General features: G+C 53.1%; 17 protein-coding genes and 1 pseudogene. 11 read left to right on the top strand and 7 right to left on the bottom strand.

Annotated elements, in window-relative coordinates; all coding sequences use genetic code 11:
* Nucleotides 1–155 precede the first annotated feature (155 nt).
* The 3 genes and pseudogenes from Q4G72_RS10525 to Q4G72_RS10520 all read right to left on the bottom strand — a co-directional run bounded on the left by Q4G72_RS10525 (nucleotide 156) and on the right by Q4G72_RS10520 (nucleotide 1,259).
* Nucleotides 156–470 (bottom strand): helix-turn-helix domain-containing protein, encoded by a 315-nt coding sequence (locus Q4G72_RS10525; protein WP_303311386.1) that lies wholly within the window; start codon nucleotides 468–470, stop codon nucleotides 156–158.
* A gap of 18 nt (nucleotides 471–488) precedes the next feature.
* A pseudogene (locus Q4G72_RS17945) lies at nucleotides 489–578 on the bottom strand (transposase-like zinc-binding domain-containing protein); the annotation flags it as partial.
* 129 nt (nucleotides 579–707) lie between these two features.
* Nucleotides 708–1,259 (bottom strand): RNA 2'-phosphotransferase, encoded by a 552-nt coding sequence (locus Q4G72_RS10520; protein ID WP_303311385.1) that lies wholly within the window; start codon nucleotides 1,257–1,259, stop codon nucleotides 708–710.
* 86 nt (nucleotides 1,260–1,345) lie between these two features.
* Between Q4G72_RS10520 and Q4G72_RS10515 the strand changes: the two genes are divergently transcribed.
* On the top strand, nucleotides 1,346–2,275 hold the full coding sequence (locus tag Q4G72_RS10515) for a flavin reductase family protein (RefSeq protein ID WP_303311384.1): 930 nt from the start codon (nucleotides 1,346–1,348) through the stop codon (nucleotides 2,273–2,275).
* A 179-nt stretch (nucleotides 2,276–2,454) separates the two neighbouring features.
* On the opposite strand, the gene Q4G72_RS10510 is transcribed toward Q4G72_RS10515, so the two are convergent.
* Both Q4G72_RS10510 and tsaE read right to left on the bottom strand, forming a co-directional pair.
* Nucleotides 2,455–3,681, bottom strand: coding sequence for an alanine dehydrogenase (locus Q4G72_RS10510; RefSeq protein WP_303311383.1), 1,227 nt, complete (start codon nucleotides 3,679–3,681; stop codon nucleotides 2,455–2,457).
* 99 nt (nucleotides 3,682–3,780) lie between these two features.
* Entirely contained in the window at nucleotides 3,781–4,209 is a 429-nt protein-coding gene (gene tsaE / locus Q4G72_RS10505) for a tRNA (adenosine(37)-N6)-threonylcarbamoyltransferase complex ATPase subunit type 1 TsaE (RefSeq protein WP_303311382.1), read from the bottom strand.
* A gap of 183 nt (nucleotides 4,210–4,392) precedes the next feature.
* Here tsaE and Q4G72_RS10500 point away from each other — a divergent pair, with 183 nt between their 5' ends.
* The 4 genes from Q4G72_RS10500 (at nucleotide 4,393) to Q4G72_RS10485 (ending at nucleotide 8,572) form a co-directional block, all read left to right on the top strand.
* Nucleotides 4,393–5,094, top strand: a complete 702-nt coding sequence (locus Q4G72_RS10500; RefSeq protein WP_303311381.1) for a cytochrome b/b6 domain-containing protein — start codon at nucleotides 4,393–4,395, stop codon at nucleotides 5,092–5,094.
* Entirely contained in the window at nucleotides 5,091–5,867 is a 777-nt protein-coding gene (locus Q4G72_RS10495; protein WP_303311380.1) for a molybdopterin-dependent oxidoreductase, read from the top strand. The genes Q4G72_RS10500 and Q4G72_RS10495 overlap by 4 nt, the downstream gene beginning before the upstream one ends.
* Nucleotides 5,868–5,957: 90 nt before the next feature.
* Nucleotides 5,958–7,214: a pyridoxal phosphate-dependent aminotransferase gene (locus Q4G72_RS10490; RefSeq protein WP_303311379.1), complete on the top strand. Its 1,257-nt coding sequence runs from the start codon at nucleotides 5,958–5,960 to the stop codon at nucleotides 7,212–7,214.
* A gap of 203 nt (nucleotides 7,215–7,417) precedes the next feature.
* Nucleotides 7,418–8,572: a tol-pal system protein YbgF gene (locus Q4G72_RS10485; protein WP_303311378.1), complete on the top strand. Its 1,155-nt coding sequence runs from the start codon at nucleotides 7,418–7,420 to the stop codon at nucleotides 8,570–8,572.
* Between the two features lie 140 nt (nucleotides 8,573–8,712).
* On the opposite strand, the gene Q4G72_RS10480 is transcribed toward Q4G72_RS10485, so the two are convergent.
* Nucleotides 8,713–9,138, bottom strand: coding sequence for a VOC family protein (locus Q4G72_RS10480; RefSeq protein WP_303311377.1), 426 nt, complete (start codon nucleotides 9,136–9,138; stop codon nucleotides 8,713–8,715).
* A gap of 554 nt (nucleotides 9,139–9,692) precedes the next feature.
* Here Q4G72_RS10480 and Q4G72_RS10475 point away from each other — a divergent pair.
* From Q4G72_RS10475 to Q4G72_RS10465, 3 genes are all read left to right on the top strand, one after another.
* A complete protein-coding gene (locus Q4G72_RS10475; RefSeq protein WP_303311376.1) occupies nucleotides 9,693–10,130 on the top strand; it encodes a MarR family winged helix-turn-helix transcriptional regulator in 438 nt (145 codons plus the stop codon).
* A gap of 1 nt (nucleotide 10,131) precedes the next feature.
* A complete protein-coding gene (locus Q4G72_RS10470) occupies nucleotides 10,132–12,603 on the top strand; it encodes a TonB-dependent receptor (RefSeq protein ID WP_303311375.1) in 2,472 nt (823 codons plus the stop codon).
* 362 nt (nucleotides 12,604–12,965) lie between these two features.
* Nucleotides 12,966–13,427, top strand: a complete 462-nt coding sequence (locus Q4G72_RS10465; RefSeq protein WP_303311374.1) for a hypothetical protein — start codon at nucleotides 12,966–12,968, stop codon at nucleotides 13,425–13,427.
* Between the two features lie 108 nt (nucleotides 13,428–13,535).
* Here Q4G72_RS10465 and porX read toward each other — a convergent pair whose 3' ends face one another.
* On the bottom strand, nucleotides 13,536–15,101 hold the full coding sequence (gene porX / locus Q4G72_RS10460; protein ID WP_303311373.1) for a T9SS response regulator signal transducer PorX: 1,566 nt from the start codon (nucleotides 15,099–15,101) through the stop codon (nucleotides 13,536–13,538).
* 363 nt (nucleotides 15,102–15,464) lie between these two features.
* Here porX and Q4G72_RS10455 point away from each other — a divergent pair, with 363 nt between their 5' ends.
* From Q4G72_RS10455 to Q4G72_RS10445, 3 genes are all read left to right on the top strand, one after another.
* Nucleotides 15,465–16,694 carry an HD domain-containing protein gene (locus Q4G72_RS10455; protein ID WP_303311372.1) on the top strand — a complete coding sequence of 410 codons (1,230 nt, stop codon included), beginning with the start codon at nucleotides 15,465–15,467 and terminating at the stop codon, nucleotides 16,692–16,694.
* 98 nt (nucleotides 16,695–16,792) lie between these two features.
* A complete protein-coding gene (gene lpxD, locus Q4G72_RS10450) occupies nucleotides 16,793–17,833 on the top strand; it encodes a UDP-3-O-(3-hydroxymyristoyl)glucosamine N-acyltransferase (protein ID WP_303311371.1) in 1,041 nt (346 codons plus the stop codon).
* 110 nt (nucleotides 17,834–17,943) lie between these two features.
* On the top strand, nucleotides 17,944–19,338 hold the full coding sequence (locus Q4G72_RS10445) for a bifunctional UDP-3-O-[3-hydroxymyristoyl] N-acetylglucosamine deacetylase/3-hydroxyacyl-ACP dehydratase (RefSeq protein ID WP_303311370.1): 1,395 nt from the start codon (nucleotides 17,944–17,946) through the stop codon (nucleotides 19,336–19,338).

Below are 19,338 nucleotides of genomic sequence, written 5' to 3'. Positions count from 1 at the left end.
ATTGATTTGATGCCTGTCGGCATGCTTAGCTAGAAGTGGTGGATAAAAGCAGGTCGTTGTGGCCTAACCAAGCATATGAATGGCAGCAAAGAAGTTGTTCTGCCAAGTAGAAGTAAGCAACTATCTTATTTTCCACTGCTAATCAGCCTATAGCTCTACTCTTTACCGGGCTTCTGCCACTGAATCAGCATGTAATTATTGTCGACCTCGGTTACCATTAGGCCCTTATCTTTCAAATTATCAGGCTGTTGAAAAAACTCTCCCAGCTCCTTCTGATTCAGAATTTTGTAGGTGGGATGATACTCAGTCTGCCGGGGAACCGTCACTCCGTATTTTTTCACCCAGTTCATGACCGAGACGTGGCTTACACCCAGCAAACGTTCGATTTCGCGGTAGCTTACCCCTTCCATATAGAGCTGCAGGGCCTTAACAACATAGTAAGGATTTGTCTGCTTGCCGGTTTTGGCCACAGAATAATGGTAGCCACAATTTTTACACTTATACCGCTGCCGGCCACCCACCACCCCGCTTTTCGTAGCCTCTGCAGATTCACATTTGGGACATCGAAGCTGGGACATCAGGACAAGAGAATGAAATGGCTGATTAAGCTATAGATAATTAGCAATTCATTCTACGATAACAAAGGTTGAGAGTATGAAAACAGCCCGACATATCCCTTCATTAGAGGCAGTTGTTCGGGATACTATCTATGAAGCTGATAGCCCTTCGGCACCAATAAATTCAGGTGGTACCGTCAGCGTAAGCCACACGCCATTTTCTGCTATATAAAACGCTGCGCCCGCGCGGTGTAGCTCTCCCGCGTGTACCGTTAACACAACAGGGCAGCCATGGCGTTGCCCTACCGCAGTAGCGGTTTCCGGATCCGGCGAGAGATGCACATACTGCCGGGTACCCCGCTGCAGCCCGCTCGCCCGAATGGAGGACAGAAAACGGGTAGCAGTGCCGTGGTATAGTACTTCCGGCGGCGGTACAGCCTCGAGGGCTAAATCAACTGCTAGCGAATGGCCCTGATTGGCCCGAATCAACTGCTCATCTTCTGAAAAAGCAAAACGCTTTTTATCGTTTGTTGCCACCACTTCATGGAGTTGCTCCAGGGTAACTTCCGGATGACGGGCCTGCAACGCCTGCAGGAGCGCAGTTACGCTAACCCAGCCCTGCGCATCCAGGTGCAAGCCAAGCTCCTCGGGCTTGTGGCGCAATACGTAGCTCAGCGTCTTACTTAATGCCTGATTCTGCATAGCAATGGGTATTGTATCATATTTGTGGGCCTGAATGTACTACGTTGCGCTTTACGCAGGTTCTGGCTGCACCTACTCCACCCGCTATGTCTTCTCCCACCCTGTTTCGCACCATCACGCCGGGCACCCTTTCCAATACCGACTGGCACCAGTACATGCTCAGCGCCATTGCGCCGCGCCCCATTGCGTTTGTGAGTACTATTTCCCGGGATGGGGAAGTAAACCTGAGCCCCTTCAGCTTCTTCAACGTATTCAGTTCTAACCCGCCCACACTCATTTTCTCCCCGGCCAACCGGGTGCGCGACAACACCCAAAAGCACACGCTCTATAACGTGCGCGACGAGGTGCCGGAGTGCGTGGTCAACATCTGTGACTATGCCCTGGTAGAACAGATGTCCCTGGCCTCCACAGAATATGAGCGGGGCGTGAATGAGTTTCATAAGGCCGGGCTTACGGAGCTAAAATCGGACAAGGTGCGCCCTCCGCGCGTGGCCGAATGTCCGGTTTCCTTCGAGTGCGTGGTAGAGCAGGTTATCCCCGTAGGCGACTCCAACGGCGGCGGCAACCTGGTTATCTGCCGCGTAGTGCAGGCACATTATCGGGAAGATATTCTCCTGAAAAATGGCCCCGGCGTAGACCCCCATAAGTTTGAGGCCGTAGCCCGTCTGGGCGGCGACTGGTACTCCCGCGTGACACCGGAAAGCCTGTTTGAAGTACCCAAGCCCAACCGCAACAAAGGCATCGGCATCGACCATCTGCCGGAGCACATTCGTCAGTCTGATATTCTGACAGGCAACAACCTGGGCCGCCTGGCCAACATAGAGATTGATGCTCTGCCTACCCCCGAGGCAGTACAGGAATTCAGTCAGGAGCCTTTGGTTAGCTACACGCTCAACAAATACCGTGGCAACCTCCACGAGCAGCAACACCAGCTGATGGTTTTAGGCAAAAAGCTGCTGGAGGAAGGCCGTTTGCTGGATGCCTGGAAGGTACTGCTGCTGGCAGCTCCCGTTTAGCGCAGCGGACAAAGCATTTCATGTAGCGCCAGCGGCATACGCTGCCACCCGCAGCTTTCCAGCAAAGCAGTTCTGGCTCCAGCAGCTAGCAAGGGCGGAAGTCCTTCGCAAGCTCAGGAGGCCAGGAAAAGCCCTGATTATAAAACCGATGGGCCTAAAGCACCAATGAAACAGTAATGTTAATTCCGTACGGCAATCATCAGGCCTAGCTCCTTGTAGCGCATATTGAATTTCTTGGCTATCGTAGAGTTAGTGAGGGAGCCTTTATAAGCATACACGCCGGAGCGAAAATGCTCATTCGTAAACAGCACCTCATTAATGCCACCATGCTCACTGATTTCCTGCAGAATGGGCGTAAAGATGTTGCTCAGGGCATTGGTCGCGGTACGGGGTACGCGGGAGGCAATGTTGGGCACGCAGTAATGAACCACGTCGTATTTGCGGAAGACCGGCTTGCTATGGGTGGTTATCTCGCTGGTTTCAAAGCAGCCACCCTGGTCGATGCTTACATCAATAATGACGGAGCCCGGCGACATTGATGCCACCACTTCTTCTGATACCATGAAAGGCACGCGGCCTTCCTCGGCATTCAGAGCGCCAATTACTACATCGGCTCGGCGGATCTGCTGGCTGAGTACGAAAGTATCCAGGGTACTGGTGTAGAGCTGCGTACCCAGGTTATGTTTTAGCCGACGTAGCTTATAAAGGTGATTATCGAACACCTTCACCTCGGCCCCCAGCCCAGTGGCAGCGCGGGCGGCATACTCCGCTACTGTACCCGCCCCCAGAATCACTACCTGCGAGGGCGGTACGCCGGTAATTCCCCCCAGAATAACCCCTTTGCCCTCGTTGGAGCGCGCCAGGTACTCAGCGGCCACCAGCATAACGGTAGAGCCCGCAATTTCGCTCATGGCCCGCACCACCGGTTTGGCGCCGGAGGGGTCTTTAATCAGCTCAAAGCTGATGGCGTTTATTTTTTTGCGGAGGATAGAGGTGATGTAATCGGCGGAAAGAGAGCCGAACTGCAGGGCTGACATCAGCGTTTGGCCTGCCTTCAGGTAATCAATTTCCACAGCCGTGGGCGGGGCCACTTTCAGCACCAGATCTGCCTCAAACACTTCCTTGGCGGTGTAGGCAATGGTGGCGCCTGCTTCGGAATAGTCGTGGTCGGAGTATTTACTGGGCTCCCCGGCGCCGCTTTCTATAATAATGTCGTGGCCAGCTTCCACCAGGTGTTTCACAGCTTCCGGCGTGAGGCAGATGCGGTTTTCCTGCAGGGAGGTTTCGCGCGGCAGCCCGATGAACAGCTTGCGCCGCCGCGTTTCCACGGCCAGCATAGATTCCTGGGTGAAGTAAGCGCGGCTGGTCGCCAGCGACTCAAATCCGGGGGGCACTGCGTCGGGCATTCTTTTCAGATTAAAAATTAAGAATTACCAAGAAAGAAGGAGCTTCCAACCATCGGTTCACCCATCACAACACCTACCCTGCACCCGACAATCAATTCGTCATTCTACCTCAGTAATAATTAATTGCCGTGAATCCGGCCCCGTAACCATTATCGTTACGAGCAGCCGATGAAGCGGCAGCAGGGCTTCCACCCGGCTAGGCCACTCTATCAGGCAAAGATAGCCAGAATCGAAGTACTCCAATGCGCCCATGCGCAAGGCATCAGCGGGGTCGTCAATCCGGTAGAAATCGAAGTGATAAATGGGTTGATTCTGGCCGTTGCGATACTCGTTTACCAAGGAAAAAGTGGGGCTGCTCACATCGTCCTGTACTCCCAGATTCTCGCACAGGGCCTTAATGAGGGTGGTTTTACCGGCCCCCATTTCCCCTTCAAATAGAATAAGGGTATGGCTGCCCAAGGCAGCGCGCAGTTGGGCAGCGGCCGCAGGCAGCGCAGCCAGGGAAGAAATATCAATGGAAAGCGGCATGGTACACGAGCTAATTACAGGCACAAGTTTACGGAAGCTTTTTCCCGGCTCCATCGGCAGGCACAGTAAAAACAATCCAACACCTCCTCTGGTCCCGTTCATATGGCAGCCTGCCGGCTCAGGTCATTTTTTCTTATCTTATTCTTGCCTGTTCCGCTTTACCTTGCATCACATCCTTTTGCTATGAAATACATTCAGGAAAAGCACCCGCTGGCAATTCGCTGGTTCCACTGGATCAACTTTCCGGTGCTGGCCCTGATGATCTGGAGTGGCCTCTGGATTTACTGGGCCAACGATGTGTACCGCCTGGGGTGGGGACGCACCACTCTGCTAAAATTCTTCCCGCAGTCCTTCTACGATGCCTTTCACATGGACCACAAGCTGGCTCAGGGCATGAGTTGGCATTTTGTGCTGATGTGGGTATTTGCCCTGAATGGGCTGCTGTACGTGGCCTATACCTTGCTTTCCGGCGAGTGGCGCTACCTGCTGCCTAACCGCCACTCCTTCCGCGAGGCCTGGCAGGTGGTACTGCATGATCTGCGCCTCAGAAAAGAACCTTTACCCCCGCGAAAGTTCAATGGAGCGCAGCAACTGGCCTACACGGGCGTGGTGCTCATGGGTGCTGGCTCTCTGCTCACTGGTCTTGCCATCTTTCGGCCCACCCAGTTTCCTTGGCTGACTACGGCCCTGGGCGGCTACGAATGGGCCCGCATCGAGCATTTCGCCCTTACCATAGGCTACGTGCTATTTTTTCTGATGCACGTGACCCAGGTAGTGCGGGCAGGCTGGAATAACTTTAGGGCTATGGTGGCCGGATTTGAAGTAGTAGAAGCTCCAACGCCCCCCACTCCTGAAAAGACCTCTTCTCCGTCCGCTACTATATGAGCACTCTTGAAAATACCCCCCAGCCCGTAGAAGATGAAGCGCTGCAGCGCCGCTCACGCCGCTCGTTTCTGGTGGCTGGCATTTCGGCACTAGCGGCACTGGGAGGCTGGCGCTGGCTGGCTACACGCCCCGATGAGGATGGTGTGCCTTGGCCGCTACGCCGGGTGCTGGAGGCCAATCAGCAGCTTTCCGAAGCTTACTTTAGCAATGCCCACCTGGCACCGGTCTTTCCCCGCCACCGCGCCCGCATGCCGCGCGTGAACGGCAAAGCCGGTTTGCGCACTCCGCTGGATACGGCTACCTGGCGGCTGCGCGTAGAAGGAATCGGCCCTAATGGCGTGCCGCAAACGAAGGAATTCACCCTGGCCGATATTCAGGCCCTGCCCCAAGTGGAAATGACAACTGATTTGAAGTGCATTGAAGGCTGGAGCACCGTGGTGCATTGGGCCGGTGCCCGCTTCGCCGATTTTGTGGCCCGCTACCCATTGGCCGGCCCCGCGGGCCAGCAGTTGCCCTATGTGAGCCTCGTCACGCCCGATGAACAATATTATGTGGGGTTTGATATGGCCAGCGCCCTGCACCCGCAAACCCTGCTGTGCTATGAAATGAACGGGGCGCCCCTTACCCCGGAGCACGGCGCGCCGTTGCGCCTGGTTTCACCGGTGAAATACGGCATCAAGAACATTAAGCGCATCGGCACCATCCGGTTTACCAGCCAGCGCCCGCGGGACTACTGGGCCGTACGGGGCTACGACTGGTACGCGGGTTTGTAAGGCTTTCGGCACTGAATTTCGGTTTCGTCGGGTATCCCGGCGCAGAGCCTTCTATATTTGCGCCCGAATTCTTAGCAACCCTCTCGCCCTATGCAAGTTTCCCGGATGGCAGGTAGCCTCATTGGCTCCGAAATCATCAAGATTGGTAATGAAGTCAATGAAATGATTAAAAAGGGGGCGCAGATCTGCAACCTCACCATCGGCGACTTCGACCCCAGCATTTTCCCCATCCCGCAGGAGCTTCAGGAAGAAATTACCCAGGCGTATCAGGCTGGTCATACTAATTACCCACCGGCCAACGGCATGGCCGAGCTGCGTCAGGCCGCCACAGCCTTCACCGAGCAACATTTAGGCCTCAGCTATTCTCCCAATGATGTGCTGGTAGCCGGCGGCTCCCGCCCGCTTATCTACGCTACCTACCTGGCCCTCATTGACCCCGGCGACAAAGTAGTATTCCCAATTCCTTCCTGGAACAACAACCACTACTGCCACCTTTCCGGCGCGCAGCCCGTAATGCTGGAAACCAGCCCGGAAAACAATTTCATGCCCACGGCCGAAGAAGTAGCCCTGCATCTGGCAGGTGCTACGCTGCTGGCCCTATGCTCCCCGTTGAACCCCACGGGCACGGTTTTCTCCCGCGAAAACTTGGAGGCCATCTGCGACCTGGTTATTGCGGAGAACCAGCGCCGCGCCCCCGGCGAAAAGCCGCTCTACATCCTCTACGACCAGATCTACTGGATGCTGACCTTCGGGAAAACCAAGCATTATGACCCCGTAAATCTGCGCCCCGAACTGCGTGATTATGTAGTATACATTGATGGCATTTCTAAGTGCTTTGCGGCCACCGGTGTGCGCGTGGGCTATGCCTTTGGTCCCACAGCAGTTATTGATAAGATGAAAGCCATTCTGGGCCACGTAGGTGCCTGGGCCCCCAAAGCGGAGCAGGTAGCCACTGCACATTATCTCCAGGACGGCCCGGCTGTAGCGGCCTTTGTAGAGCCCTTCAAAGACAAAATTCAGCACAGTCTGGAAGCCTTATATCAAGGCCTGCAGAGCCTGAAAGCGGAAGGTTACCCCGTAGATGCCATTGTGCCAATGGGTGCCATTTACCTGACGGCCAAGCTGGACGTGCTGGGCAAAACTACCCCCGATGGGCAGGTGCTGGCTTCCACCAAGGAGCTTACTTCCTATCTGATTGCTCACGCCGGGCTGGCACTGGTGCCATTTAGCGCATTTGGTACTTCTCACGTAGCGCCCTGGTTCCGGATGTCCGTAGGCGGGGCTTCACTAGCGTCCATAGAGGCCGCCCTGCCGCGTCTGCGCGCCGCCCTGGAAGCCCTGCGCTAAAAACTACACTGGCTGGCTCCATCTTCTTGTAGAGGCTGCCTGCTGGTCGCTACCGTCGCCATCATTTGTCTACACCTTATTTTATCCGCGTAACTTCAGGTGCAGATTCCTTTATGCTGAAACCGTTACCGATTCTTTTTTTACTGTTGCTGCCGTTGCTGGGCTACACCCAGCAAAAAGCAGATTCTGTCCGCATACCCCCTATGCGCCACGTTGAAATGGCGGATGTGGAGATTGTGCCGGAAGCAGTAGATGGGCGCGGCTGGCTGTTGCTGAACAAGGATATTCAGACGGAGCTGGACGGGGCGGTACACAACCTCTATAACTTCAAGTTTGATAAGGCTGAAAAGCAGTTTCGCTCCCTGCGCCGCCGCTACCCCCAGCACCCCATGCCCTATTTTCTGCTGGGCCTAAGCACCTGGTGGAAAATGGTACCCAGCAACACCCACGAAACCCGCTTCGACAAAGTGTTCCTGGCCTACATGGACACTGCCATAGTGTACGGAGAGCGGCAGTTTGATGCGGATGACACAAACTATGAGGCCGCCTTTTTTCTCTCAGCAGCTTATGGGTTTGATGCCCGTCTGAATGCGGAGCGCCATAATTGGCGGCGGGCCATCCTTAGCAGCAAGCGTGCCCTAGATTACTTACGAATAAGTCAGGAGGGCAATAGTTTAAGCCCGGAGTTCTTGTTTGGGCAGGCCCTGATGAACTATTATGCTGTTTGGATTCACGAGAAATACCCTTTGCTACGGCCGGTACTCTTGTTTTTCCCGAAAGGCAACCGCAAGCTGGGGCTGCAGCAGCTACGCCACGTAGCCACAAATGGCTTTTATACCAGCGGCGAGGCAAAGTTCTTCCTGCTGAAAGTGCTGTATAATGATGAGGAAGACCTACCTGCTGCCTGGACACTGGCACACCAGCTCACCACGGAATTCCCCGATAATGCCTATTTCGAGCGGTTTTATAACCTGGTGTGTTTTCGGACCCAGAAAATGGCCGAATGTGAGCGGGTAAGCCAGAACATTCTGGATAAAATTAACCGCGGCATGCCCGGCTACGAGGGCATTAGTGGCAAATACGCAGCCTATATGATGGGCGCCATCATGCAGGGCAAATATCGGGATGCCGACAAAGCAAAGGAATACTTCCAGCGTTGCATTGTGTATGCGGAAATGGCTGACGATACCAAAGGTGGGTTCTATGTGTCGGCTAACGCTAATCTGGCATCCATGGCACTGCTGGACAAAGATGTACCGGCGGCCCGGCGGTATTACCAAGTGGTGCTTGCCCATGCCGACCCGGATTCTGATGCCTATAAGCAAGCTAAATCGTTCCTGAAATCCAGCAAAAGCTAAGCAATACCTCCCCTGTCTTAGCCCCACGGCCACTTTCATTTATGAAACGGCCGTGGGGCTTTTGTTTATTTAAGACAGAAGAGACAGAAACCTTTATAAGCTAGGGAACTGCCGTTTTAGAGCCTGTTTGTTCTGCCCAATCAACCAGGCTCCCATAGTTCAATCTTATTGCCTTCTGTGTCCATAATATGGACAAATTTACCATAGTCGGAATTCTCAATGCTGTCCAGTATGGTGACTCCGTTTTCTTTAAGCTTGGTCACGAGCCCTTCAATATTCTGAACTCGATAATTAATCATAAATTCTTTTTTTGAAGGGGCGAAATACTCACTTCCTTTTTGAAAAGGGCTCCATTGAAGATAATTTATCTCGTCGGGTCTGTCAGCGTTTCTGGATTCAAAACTTGCGCCCCATTCATTAACATCCAGCCCTAAATTATTGGCATACCATGCTTTTGTTGCCTGCGGGTTGTCTGAAAAAAAGAAAATTCCACCAATTCCAGTCACCTTGGGAGTTGTGTCATTAGAGGAAGGGGCATTTGTCATTTCATTTTTCTGTACTTCCATTCTTTCTGTTTTTTTATTAGCCGAGTTGCAAATTTTCAGAAATGTGACAATTAAATATTATTCTATTCGCTTACTTATTTTGTCTTACTGGTTTTTATTATCGTGTCATCCTTAAATGCCTGTTTTGAGAATGACAGCAGGAATAAAAAGGCCCGAGTAGGTATATGGAGGGCCTGATTTCCAGGCTACATCCCATATCATGGCGGTGTGCTATCAACCACTTATTGACTCGCCGTGGCAAGGTATCATTCCCTTATTGCCGCTGCAATGCGAATGGCGCTTGTGTTTGCGATAGGTGGTCTGTCGCGCTGCTCTATATGCCCCTACACCCTCCACCCGTGGGTTTGAGTTGGTGTGCGGCCGCTATGTTGTGGAACGCACCTTACCTGGCTCAACCTTTCTGCTCCCTGGATTCTCTGAGCCAATGTGACACATTACCTCCGCCGAATACTTTAAACTCCCAAACACGCTCTACAGCTCCTATAAAAAATAATTCACGCCAGAGGCAACTTCTATAACATATCATAGGTCTTCTGAAGCAAATACTCACTTCCATGCTCAACAGTGTCATTTTTTACTCCATCGATAAGGCCATCCGGCAGTACCGCAAGCTGGCGCAAGCGAACATCGACCGCGCACGCATTGCCATTACCGTTGACCAATGGCTGGTATTGCAGGTTATCCGGGAAAAGGATGATTTGACGCAGACGGAAATAGCCGAGCGGATTTTTAAGGACCAGGCTTCCGTAGCCCGCATTATTCGCCTGCTTGTTAATCATGGTTTGCTCACGGCGGAAGCTCAGCCCGGTGACGGACGACGCACCCGCCTGCGTGTAACAGCTGCCGGCGAGCAAACCCTGGCCGCCGTGGAACCTATTGTGCTAAATAACCGCCAGATAGCCCTGAGGGGCCTTTCCGAAAACGACTTAACTCTACTACGCAACCTACTTGACCGCATCGCTGCCAACTGTTCTACCTCCTCCTCTCACTAACATGAAAACAAACTTTTCTCTCTCTTCCGGTCGGGGTCTTGTGCTGGCCGGCCTCCTGTTGGGCTGGTCCTGGCAAAGTGCCGCGGCTCAAACACCCAGCGGCGTAAGCGGCTCGCTCCGGGATACCAAAGGTGCCGTTGTGGAGTTTGCAACCGTAACGCTGCATCGCGCCGCCGACTCCGTGGTGGTGAAATCAGAGTTCAGTGATGACAAAGGCGCCTTCCGATTGGAAGAGCCTGCGGCTGGACGCTACCTGGTTTCAGTAGCACAGCTAGGGTTTCAGCGAGCCTGGACTACATCATTTGAGGTAGCAGGCAGCCCCGTTACGCTCCCCACTATTACGCTGCAGGTAAGCGGCGCCACCACACTGAAAGAGGTGGTTGTGGTAGGACAAAAGCCGCTGTATGAGCGGCAGGCCGACCGTACTATTGTGAACGTGGAGGGCAGCACGCTGGCGGCCGGCAACACCTCCCTGGATGTGCTGGCCCGTTCGCCAGGCGTCACGGTGGATGGCAACGACAATCTGGCGCTACGCGGCAAACAGGGCTTGCTGGTCCTTATTGATGGCAAGCGCCAGCCCATGAGCGGCACGGAACTGGCCGATTACCTGCGGGCGCTGCCGGCGGATCAGCTCAAGAGCATTGAGCTCATTACCAACCCACCGGCGAAGTACGATGCCCAAGGGGGAGCCGGTATCATTGCCATCAATCTGAAAAAAGACCAGCGCCAGGGTACCAACGGCAGCGCCAATATTAGCTACGGGCGTGGCCAGTATGGTAAGTTCAGTACGGGTTTGTCGTTGAACAGCCGGCGGCAGAAGCTGAATCTGTTTGGGTCTTATAACTACGCCAACCGGCAGAACATGGCCAAGCTGGACATTCACCGGGACTTTTATTCGGTTTCGGACGGTAGCCGACAGCTCACGGGCAGCAGCGACCAGGCTAACCGCATCCGCATCAGTAACCTGTCGCATAGCTGGAAAGCGGGCCTCGATTATAACCTGACAGAGCGCACGGTGGTAGGCGCCGTAGTGAGCGGAGTAGCCAGCCGCCTGCCACGGCAACAAGGCACTAATACTACTTCCCTGTTTAATGCCGATGGCCAGCTGGCGAGCAATTACCAGGCGCTAAGTAACCGGAATTTTAACTCGCCCAACGTGGCCGCTAATGCCAACTTCAAGCACACCTTTGCTAACGACTCCAGCGGCAGCCGCGAGCTGACGGCCGACGTGGACTATGCCCGCTACAACTCGCGCCGCCTGCAGGACCTGACTACTATTTTTGCCTTTCCCATCCGCCCAGATACTCTGGTGTTCAGCAACCAGCACGGCGAATTATCCATTCAATCGGCAAAACTGGACTACGTGCATCCTATCTCTAAGCAAACGCGCCTGGAAGCCGGGGCTAAAGCCAGCCGGGTGTTAGCTGATAATGATGTGCTCTTTGAAAGCAGTGGTGAGGATGGCGTACGCCTGAAGGACTTTAACCAATCTAACCGGTTCAAATACGATGAGAACATCACCGCAGGCTATATAAACCTGAACCATACATTTGCTAAAACTACGTTGCAGGCAGGCTTACGTGGCGAGCAAACCACGGCAAATGGCCGCCAGGTTGTGAATGACAGCAGTTTTCACCGCAGTTACTTCCAGCTGTTCCCCAGCGCGGCTCTGAAGCAAACTCTGAACGAGAAAAATGAGGTTTCCCTGTCTCTGAGCCGCCGCATCGACCGACCCAGCTACGGCCAGTTGAATCCCTTCCGCGTGATTATTGACCCCACCACATCCGGCTCCGGCAATCCTAATCTGCGTCCGCAGACCAGCTATAACGTGGAGTTGACGCACACCTTCCTTCAGAAATACAGCACTGGCCTAAGCTATAGCATTACCCAAGACCCCATTATTGGGGTTGTGCAGCCGGAAACTGATAGCACTGTGGTATCCACCAGCGTGAACCTGGGCAAGCAATACTATTATGCGCTGACGCTAACGGCACCGTTTGAGCCTGTAAAAGGCTGGCAGCTGTACACCAATGCCGTGTTTTACTACAGCCGTTTTGTAGGCAACCTGGCCGGCACCTCGCTGGATAAAGGCCGGCCTGCCTTCACGCTCAGCACAAACAGCAGTGTGACTTTAGGCAAAGGCTGGAGCGCAGATGTCAATGCCAGCTACCAGTCGCGGGAGCAATACGGTTTCCTGGATGTTCGGCCCAATGGCCAGTTGGCCTTAGGGGTTCAGAAAAGCATTCTGGACCGGAAAGGCACTCTTAAGCTGAACGCTACGGATGTACTGTTTACCAGCAAAGTACGCGCTACTTCCTCTTACGATAATTACGTGGAGCGCTTCTACCAGCGTAATGACTCGCGGGTGGTGACGCTTTCATTCAACTACCGGTTTGGCAATGATAAGCTGGCTCCCTCCCGCCGGCGTTCTGGCGGGGCTGAGGAGGAAAAGCGCCGGGCTGGCGGGCTATAGACTCTCCCTCTCAACTGCTTCTAAGCGGCCGATAAGATATAGTCTTATCGGCCGCTTTATTTTTTACTAATATGACCGGAACAGGTAACTATTTTGCTGCTATTGCTGGAATTGAAGCTTTTGCTGACTCGCAAGCCTGATTGTCTTATTCTTAGCAAGAACAGGTGAAATGCATTTTAATTCAGGACACTTATTACATTATTCTTTCAATCATAACAAGAAATTAAATATTAAAATGTTTATATAAAATAAAAATACTTAAATAAAAACGCAACTTAATTTCTAATAATAAATATAAGAACCAAATGCTGATAGATTTCAAAGCAAATCTAATTCGGTTTCACATATATAAATTACATAACATGAAAACTTCACACAACTTCCTTTTTTTAGCTGCATTCAGCACTCTCGGTTTATTCTCTTGCAACAAAGAGTCAGACTCCATTACACCTGCTTCTGAAAGTACTGTAACCGCAACAAGTTCTACTTCAGGAAATAACACGAATCAAAATAATGCATCTGCTCAGCAAACTTCTTCCCAATTAGGCAAACTGGTTTCTCCTCATGATAAAGGCAGGGTAGTATGCATGACTGCAGCGCTTACCGGGTTAAATCAGTGTGTTACTATGGTGCATACGACCTATACAGTTGCCGCTTCAGGTAATGAGACATCAGTATGGTCAGGAACATTACCTGCTTCTTTGCACCCTAATAAAGAAACACAATTTAATTCTACCTGGTTCGAGGGTGGCAAAACCTATGAAACTAAGTGCACAATAACACCTAGTGGTAACATTAAATTAATTTTACATTATAAGAAATAGCAGTTAAGATGAAATAAAAAATGGCTGACCAATATCTATTGGTCAGCCATTTTTTATTTCATCTTAACTGCTATTTCAAGAATTAATAAGCCCCTTATTAATTTCTAGTTATCCCTTTGGGCTCAGCGTCACGTAAGGAATAATGCATTCCTCTAGGGAGATGCCGCCGTGCTGGAACGTGTCCTTGTAGTAGTTCACGTAGTAGTTGTAGTTGTTGGGGTAGGCGAAGAAAAAGTCGCCGACGGTGAAAACATAGGCCGTGCTCACGTTTTCGCGGGGCAGGAACACGCGCTCCGGCTTGCGCACCACAAATACGTCGCGCGATTCATCAAAGCCCAGGTTTTTGCCGTGCTTGTAGCGCAGGTTGGTGTTGGTGTTCCGGTCGCCCACAATCTTGTAGGGGCGTTTTACGCGGATGGTGCCGTGGTCGGTGGTGATAATGAGCTTACCCTTTTTCTCGGCAATAACCTGCAGCATTTCATACAGCGGCGAGTGCAGGAACCAAGACCGGGTAATGCTGCGGTACGCGGACTCATCGGCGGCCAGCTCCCGAATCATGGCCATGTCGGTGCGGGCGTGGGAGAGCATGTCTACAAAATTGTAGACAATGGCGTTCAGCTTATAGTTGTTGTGCAGGTTGGCCATTTTGCCCAGCAGATCCTTGCCGGCCTGCAGGTTAGTCACCTTATGGTAGCTGAACTTGTGCTTCTGATTGGCCGTCTGGAACATAATTTCCATGAACTCGGCCTCGTTCATGTTTTTGCCTTCGTCGTCATCGTCCCACACCCACAGGTTGGGATACTTCTTCTGGATTTCGCCGGGCATCATGCCCGAGAAAATGGCGTTACGGGCATAGGCGGTGGTGGTGGGCAGAATGCTGTAGTAGGTCTCCTCGGAGTCCACCGTGAACATTTCGGCAATTATGGGTTCCAGCACCTTCCACTGGTCGTAGCGCAGGTTATCAATCAGCAGGAAGTACACGGGCGTGTCGCCGGTTTCCTTCAGCAGCGGAAACACGCGCTCCTTAAAGAGCTGATGCGACATGAGGGGCGCATCCTTGTCGCCATTCACCCAGTCTTCGTAGTTCTCCGTGATGAAGCGGCCGAAGTAGGTGTTGGCCTCGTCTTTCTGCATGTTGAAGACCTCAGCCATGCTCTTGCCTTCGGTCTCATTGATTTCCAGCTCCCAATACACCAGCTTTTTGTACACATCGGCCCACTCCTGCGCCGAAAGTCGGTCGGAGAGCTGCATGCCCAGCTGGCGGAAGTCACGCTGGTAGCCGGTGTTGGTCTTTTCCGACACCAGGCGCTTGTTGTCCAGCACCTTTTTTACGGCCAGCAGAATCTGGTTGGGATTTACAGGCTTAATCAGGTAATCGGCAATTTTGGAGCCGATGGCCTCCTCCATGATATGCTCTTCCTCGCTCTTGGTAATCATCACCACGGGCACGGTGGGCTTAATGGTCTTGATTTCGGAGAGGGTTTCCAGGCCGGTGAGGCCGGGCATATTCTCGTCCAGAAACACAATATCGTAGTTCTGTTCCTGAATCTGCTCAATGGCATCGGCGCCGCTGTTCACGCCGGTAACATCGTAGCCTTTGTCCTGTAGAAAGAGAATGTGGGGTTTCAGCAGGTCGATTTCGTCGTCGGCCCAGAGGATGCTGTAACGTTGCATGGATGGGGTTCTTGGGTTAGATGCTATACCGCCAACGGGTAGTTGGCGTAGCGGTTACACGAGCTTCTATAAAAGGCTGCTTACCGCGGGTGCCTTGCTCCGGAAAGAGGCAAAAGCACAGCGGTAGGTTGCAACTGAAGTTTCGTAAGTAGCTTTACTCCCAATCCTCGACTTTAGGTTTTCGAAATAGTGCAAAAAGCCCCTGGCTTCGCTGCAACTCGGTCGTAAAGAAGTCGAAAATAGTTGAGTTGGTTTTTGCCGCCAACCTGTAACAGGCCACTTCCCACGGGCCTTGTTCCCACAAAAAGCGGCCCGTAACCCCCACCGTCAAACGATTTGCCACCGGAAAGCTGGCGCTCCTGCATGAACAAAAAGAAAATCTTCAACGACCCGGTGTACGGCTTTGTCACCATCCCCACTGAGTTGTTGTTCGACCTCATTGAGCATTCCTACTTTCAGCGGCTGCGCCGGATTCAGCAGCTGGGGCTTACCATGTTTGTGTATCCGGGCGCGCTGCATACCCGCTTTCACCACGCACTGGGCGCCATGCACCTGATGTCGCTGGCCCTGCGCACGCTCAAAGACAAAGGCATTAAGATTTCGGCGCAGGAAGGCGAGGCTGCTATGGCCGCCATTCTCCTGCACGATATCGGCCACGGCCCCCTATCTCACGCCCTGGAGCGCAGTATTTTCCACGAGGTACACCATGAGGAGCTTAGCCTGCACCTGATGCGCAAGCTCAACGCCGAGTTCAATGGAGCACTGGATCTGGCCATTGAGATTTTCCGGGGTACTTATTCCCGGCCATTCTTCCACCAGCTGGTGAGCAGCCAGCTGGACATGGACCGCCTCGATTATCTCAACCGTGACTCCTTTTATACCGGCGTGCAGGAAGGCCGCCCCGGCGCCGACCGCCTCATCAAGATGCTGACGGTGGTAGACGAGCGGCTGGTGCTGGAAGAAAAAGCCGTGTACAGCATCGAGAACTTTCTGGTAAGCCGCCGCCTGATGTACTGGCAGGTATATCTGCACAAAACCGTTACCTCGGCCGAGCAGATGATTATCCGCATCATGCAGCATGCCCGGGATTTGGTGCGCTCGGGTGTTGAAGTACCGGCTTCCCCCAATCTGCATTTCTTTCTTTCCCGCAACGTCAGCCAGAAGGAGTTTGAGGCCGATGACACCATTCTGCGCCGCTTTACCCGCCTGGACGATACCGACGTGTGGAGCGCCATTAAGCTCTGGGCCGACCACCCCGATAAAGTCCTGAACTACTTGGCGCAAAGCATGCTGGATCGGCACCTGTTTAAAATTCAGCTGCAAACCGAGCCTTTCGATGAAGATTTCCAGCTGGGCATTGTAGAGCTCATTGCTGAGCACTTCCAGCTGCCGCCTACCTCCGCCGCCCAGCTGATGCTCACTGGCCGCATTAGCAACAACGCTTATGATGCCGATGGTCAGGACACCATTGATGTACTCACCAAGCGCGGCAGCGTAGTAAATGTGGCCGAAGCTTCTGACCTTCCAAACATCAAAGCCTTGGGCCAGCGCGTGGAAAAGCATTATATCTGCTACCCCAAGGAGATTTTGTAAGATGGCCTTGACCCATTTGGATTTACTGGAGAAACTCAACGGGTAGCCAACTACCTTCCACAACGGGCAACTGAATATTTGCCTACTTTTGCTTTCCTATGGAATTCACGGTAGGCCAAGTAGCAGAGGTGCTGCGGGGCGACGTCGAAGGTGACGCCGCACTCCGCATTGATCGGCTGGCAAAAATTGAAGAAGCCCGGGATGGCTCCCTTACCTTCCTGGCAAACCCTAAATACGAACCCCAGCTCTACACCACCGGAGCTTCGGCCGTGATTGTGAGTCGTACGCAGGAGTTGCGGCACCCCGTGGCCGCCACGCTCATCCGTGTAGACGACCCGTATACCTGCTTTACCACCCTGCTGGAGTTTTACCAGCAGGCGTCACGCACCGGCCGCCGGGGCGTAGAAGAGCCCGCCTTTATAGGTCCTAACTCTACCATTGGCGAAAATCATTACCGCGGGGCCTTTTCTTACATAGGACATGACTGCGAGATTGGGCCCGATGTGGTCATCTTCCCCCACGTCTACATCGGCGACCGGGTGAAAATTGGAGCAGGCACTATTCTCTATGCCGGAGTCAAGATTTACGCTGAAACTGTTATTGGAGCGCGCTGCACCGTTCATGCCGGTGCCGTTATTGGCTCCGATGGTTTTGGTTTTGCCCCGCAGCCGGATGGTTCTTACCGCACTATTCCACAAATAGGCAACGTAGTGCTGGAAGACAATGTGAGTATTGGAGCCAATGCCACCATAGACTGCGCCACAATGGGTTCTACCATCATTCGGGAGGGTAGCAAAGTAGATAACCTGGTGCAGATTGCACACAACGTCGAAATTGGTCGACACACGGTAGTAGCCTCGCAAACGGGCATTTCCGGCTCCACCAAGATTGGGGATTTCTGCGTGCTGGCAGGCCAGACTGGTTTGGCCGGGCATCTTACCCTGGCTAACCGCACCACCGTGACGGCGCAATCTGGCGTAGGTAAATCCATTAAGGAAGAAGGCGTTTTTCTGCAGGGCTCGCCGGCTTTCAATCTGCGCGATAGTCTGCGTGCAAACGCCATTTTCCGTCGCCTGCCTGATCTGGAACGACGGCTGGATGTGTTAGAACGTAATCTAACAGCACCGGAAAAGTCCTAGCTTTGCAGCAATAGAGTTGCCCGCTTCCAATTGTCTGCTTCCTGGTTGTTGAAATTGCTTCAGCTTCCTTTTGGCTGGCCACTGGAAACGGGCAACTGACAACCCTTCCAATGAACGATAAGCAACATACCATCAAAGCCCCTGTTACAGTGAGCGGCATTGGCCTGCATACTGGCGTAGTGGCTACCATGACTTTTTGCCCGGCTCCGATTAATCACGGGTACAAGTTTCAGCGTATCGACCTGCCCGGCCAGCCCATTGTGGATGCCGACGTTGATAACGTGGTTGACCTCTCCCGGGGTACCACTATTGAGCAGAATGGTGCCCGCGTAAATACGGTGGAGCATACGCTGGCTGCTTTGGTGGGCTTGCAGATTGATAACGTGCTGATTCAGTTGGATGGGCCTGAGCCCCCCATCATGGATGGGTCGAGCTACGAATTCATCAAGCCTCTGCAGGAAGTAGGGCTGGAGGAGCAGAATGCCTTGCGCAACTACTTTGAGATTCCCGACGAAATCCGCTTTGTGGATAATGCCCGGGCTGTGGAAATTGCCGGCCTTCCGCTGAATAACTACCGCCTCACCGTCATGGTGGATTATAATTCGCCGGTACTAGGCTCGCAGCACGCGTCGCTGACGGATATTTCTCAGTTTGAGAGTGAAATTGCTTCCTCCCGCACTTTCTGCTTTCTACACGAGTTAGAAGCCCTTTACAAGCAGAACCTTATCAAAGGCGGCGACCTGAGCAATGCCATTGTGGTGGTAGACCGGGTAGTGAGTGAGGATGAGCTGAGCGACTTGGCTACTATGCTGGGGAAGCCCAAAGTGGCGGTGAAGAAGGAAGGTATTCTGAACAATGTGGACCTGCGCCACAAAAACGAGCCGGCCCGTCATAAACTCCTCGACCTCATTGGTGACTTGGCCTTGGTTGGCCGCCCGTTAAAAGGACAGATTCTGGCGGCCCGCCCCGGGCACGCCGCTAATGTGGCCTTTGCCAAGAAGATCAAAAAGAGAATGCAGGAGGCCGACTCCTCGCCAGTGCCCAGCTACGACCCCTCGCGCCCGCCGGTCATGGACATCAACAAGATTGCCGCTACCCTGCCCCACCGCTACCCTTTTCTGCTTATTGATAAGATTATTCATCTGGATGCCTCCACGGTAACTAGCGTGAAAAATGTTACCATGAATGAGCCCTTCTTCCAGGGCCACTTCCCCGGCAACCCGGTTATGCCGGGCGTGCTGCAGATTGAGGCTATGGCCCAGACCGGCGGCATCCTGGTGCTGAACACAGTGCCAGACCCCGAGAACTACTGGACCTATTTTCTGGGCATTGAAAACTGCCGTTTCCGCAAGAAAGTATTGCCCGGTGATACCATCCTTTTCAAGTGCGAGCTGTTAGCTCCTATTAAGCGGGGCATTGCCAAAATGAAAGGCCAGGCTTTTGTAAATGGCAAAGTGGTGATGGAGGCCGAAATGAGTGCTGCCATCGTCCGCAAAGACGCTTAA

The organism is Hymenobacter sp. BT730 (assembly GCF_030542105.1).
GTDB lineage: Bacteria > Bacteroidota > Bacteroidia > Cytophagales > Hymenobacteraceae > Hymenobacter.
Note: the sequence above shows the minus strand (reverse complement) of the source record. Positions and strands in the feature narration are given on the sequence as shown.

Bases quoted from the DNA above. Each gene is read 5' to 3' on its own strand.
- Q4G72_RS10520 (WP_303311385.1), bottom strand. From the start codon at position 1,259: ATGCAGAATCAGGCATTAAGTAAGACGCTGAGCTACGTATTGCGCCAC.
- Q4G72_RS10515 (WP_303311384.1), top strand. From the start codon at position 1,346: ATGTCTTCTCCCACCCTGTTTCGCACCATCACGCCGGGCACCCTTTCC.
- Q4G72_RS10510 (WP_303311383.1), bottom strand. From the start codon at position 3,681: ATGCCCGACGCAGTGCCCCCCGGATTTGAGTCGCTGGCGACCAGCCGC.
- tsaE (WP_303311382.1), bottom strand. From the start codon at position 4,209: ATGCCGCTTTCCATTGATATTTCTTCCCTGGCTGCGCTGCCTGCGGCC.
- Q4G72_RS10500 (WP_303311381.1), top strand. From the start codon at position 4,393: ATGAAATACATTCAGGAAAAGCACCCGCTGGCAATTCGCTGGTTCCAC.
- Q4G72_RS10495 (WP_303311380.1), top strand. From the start codon at position 5,091: ATGAGCACTCTTGAAAATACCCCCCAGCCCGTAGAAGATGAAGCGCTG.
- Q4G72_RS10490 (WP_303311379.1), top strand. From the start codon at position 5,958: ATGCAAGTTTCCCGGATGGCAGGTAGCCTCATTGGCTCCGAAATCATC.
- Q4G72_RS10485 (WP_303311378.1), top strand. From the start codon at position 7,418: ATGCGCCACGTTGAAATGGCGGATGTGGAGATTGTGCCGGAAGCAGTA.
- Q4G72_RS10480 (WP_303311377.1), bottom strand. From the start codon at position 9,138: ATGGAAGTACAGAAAAATGAAATGACAAATGCCCCTTCCTCTAATGAC.
- Q4G72_RS10475 (WP_303311376.1), top strand. From the start codon at position 9,693: ATGCTCAACAGTGTCATTTTTTACTCCATCGATAAGGCCATCCGGCAG.
- Q4G72_RS10470 (WP_303311375.1), top strand. From the start codon at position 10,132: ATGAAAACAAACTTTTCTCTCTCTTCCGGTCGGGGTCTTGTGCTGGCC.
- Q4G72_RS10465 (WP_303311374.1), top strand. From the start codon at position 12,966: ATGAAAACTTCACACAACTTCCTTTTTTTAGCTGCATTCAGCACTCTC.
- porX (WP_303311373.1), bottom strand. From the start codon at position 15,101: ATGCAACGTTACAGCATCCTCTGGGCCGACGACGAAATCGACCTGCTG.
- Q4G72_RS10455 (WP_303311372.1), top strand. From the start codon at position 15,465: ATGAACAAAAAGAAAATCTTCAACGACCCGGTGTACGGCTTTGTCACC.
- lpxD (WP_303311371.1), top strand. From the start codon at position 16,793: ATGGAATTCACGGTAGGCCAAGTAGCAGAGGTGCTGCGGGGCGACGTC.
- Q4G72_RS10445 (WP_303311370.1), top strand. From the start codon at position 17,944: ATGAACGATAAGCAACATACCATCAAAGCCCCTGTTACAGTGAGCGGC.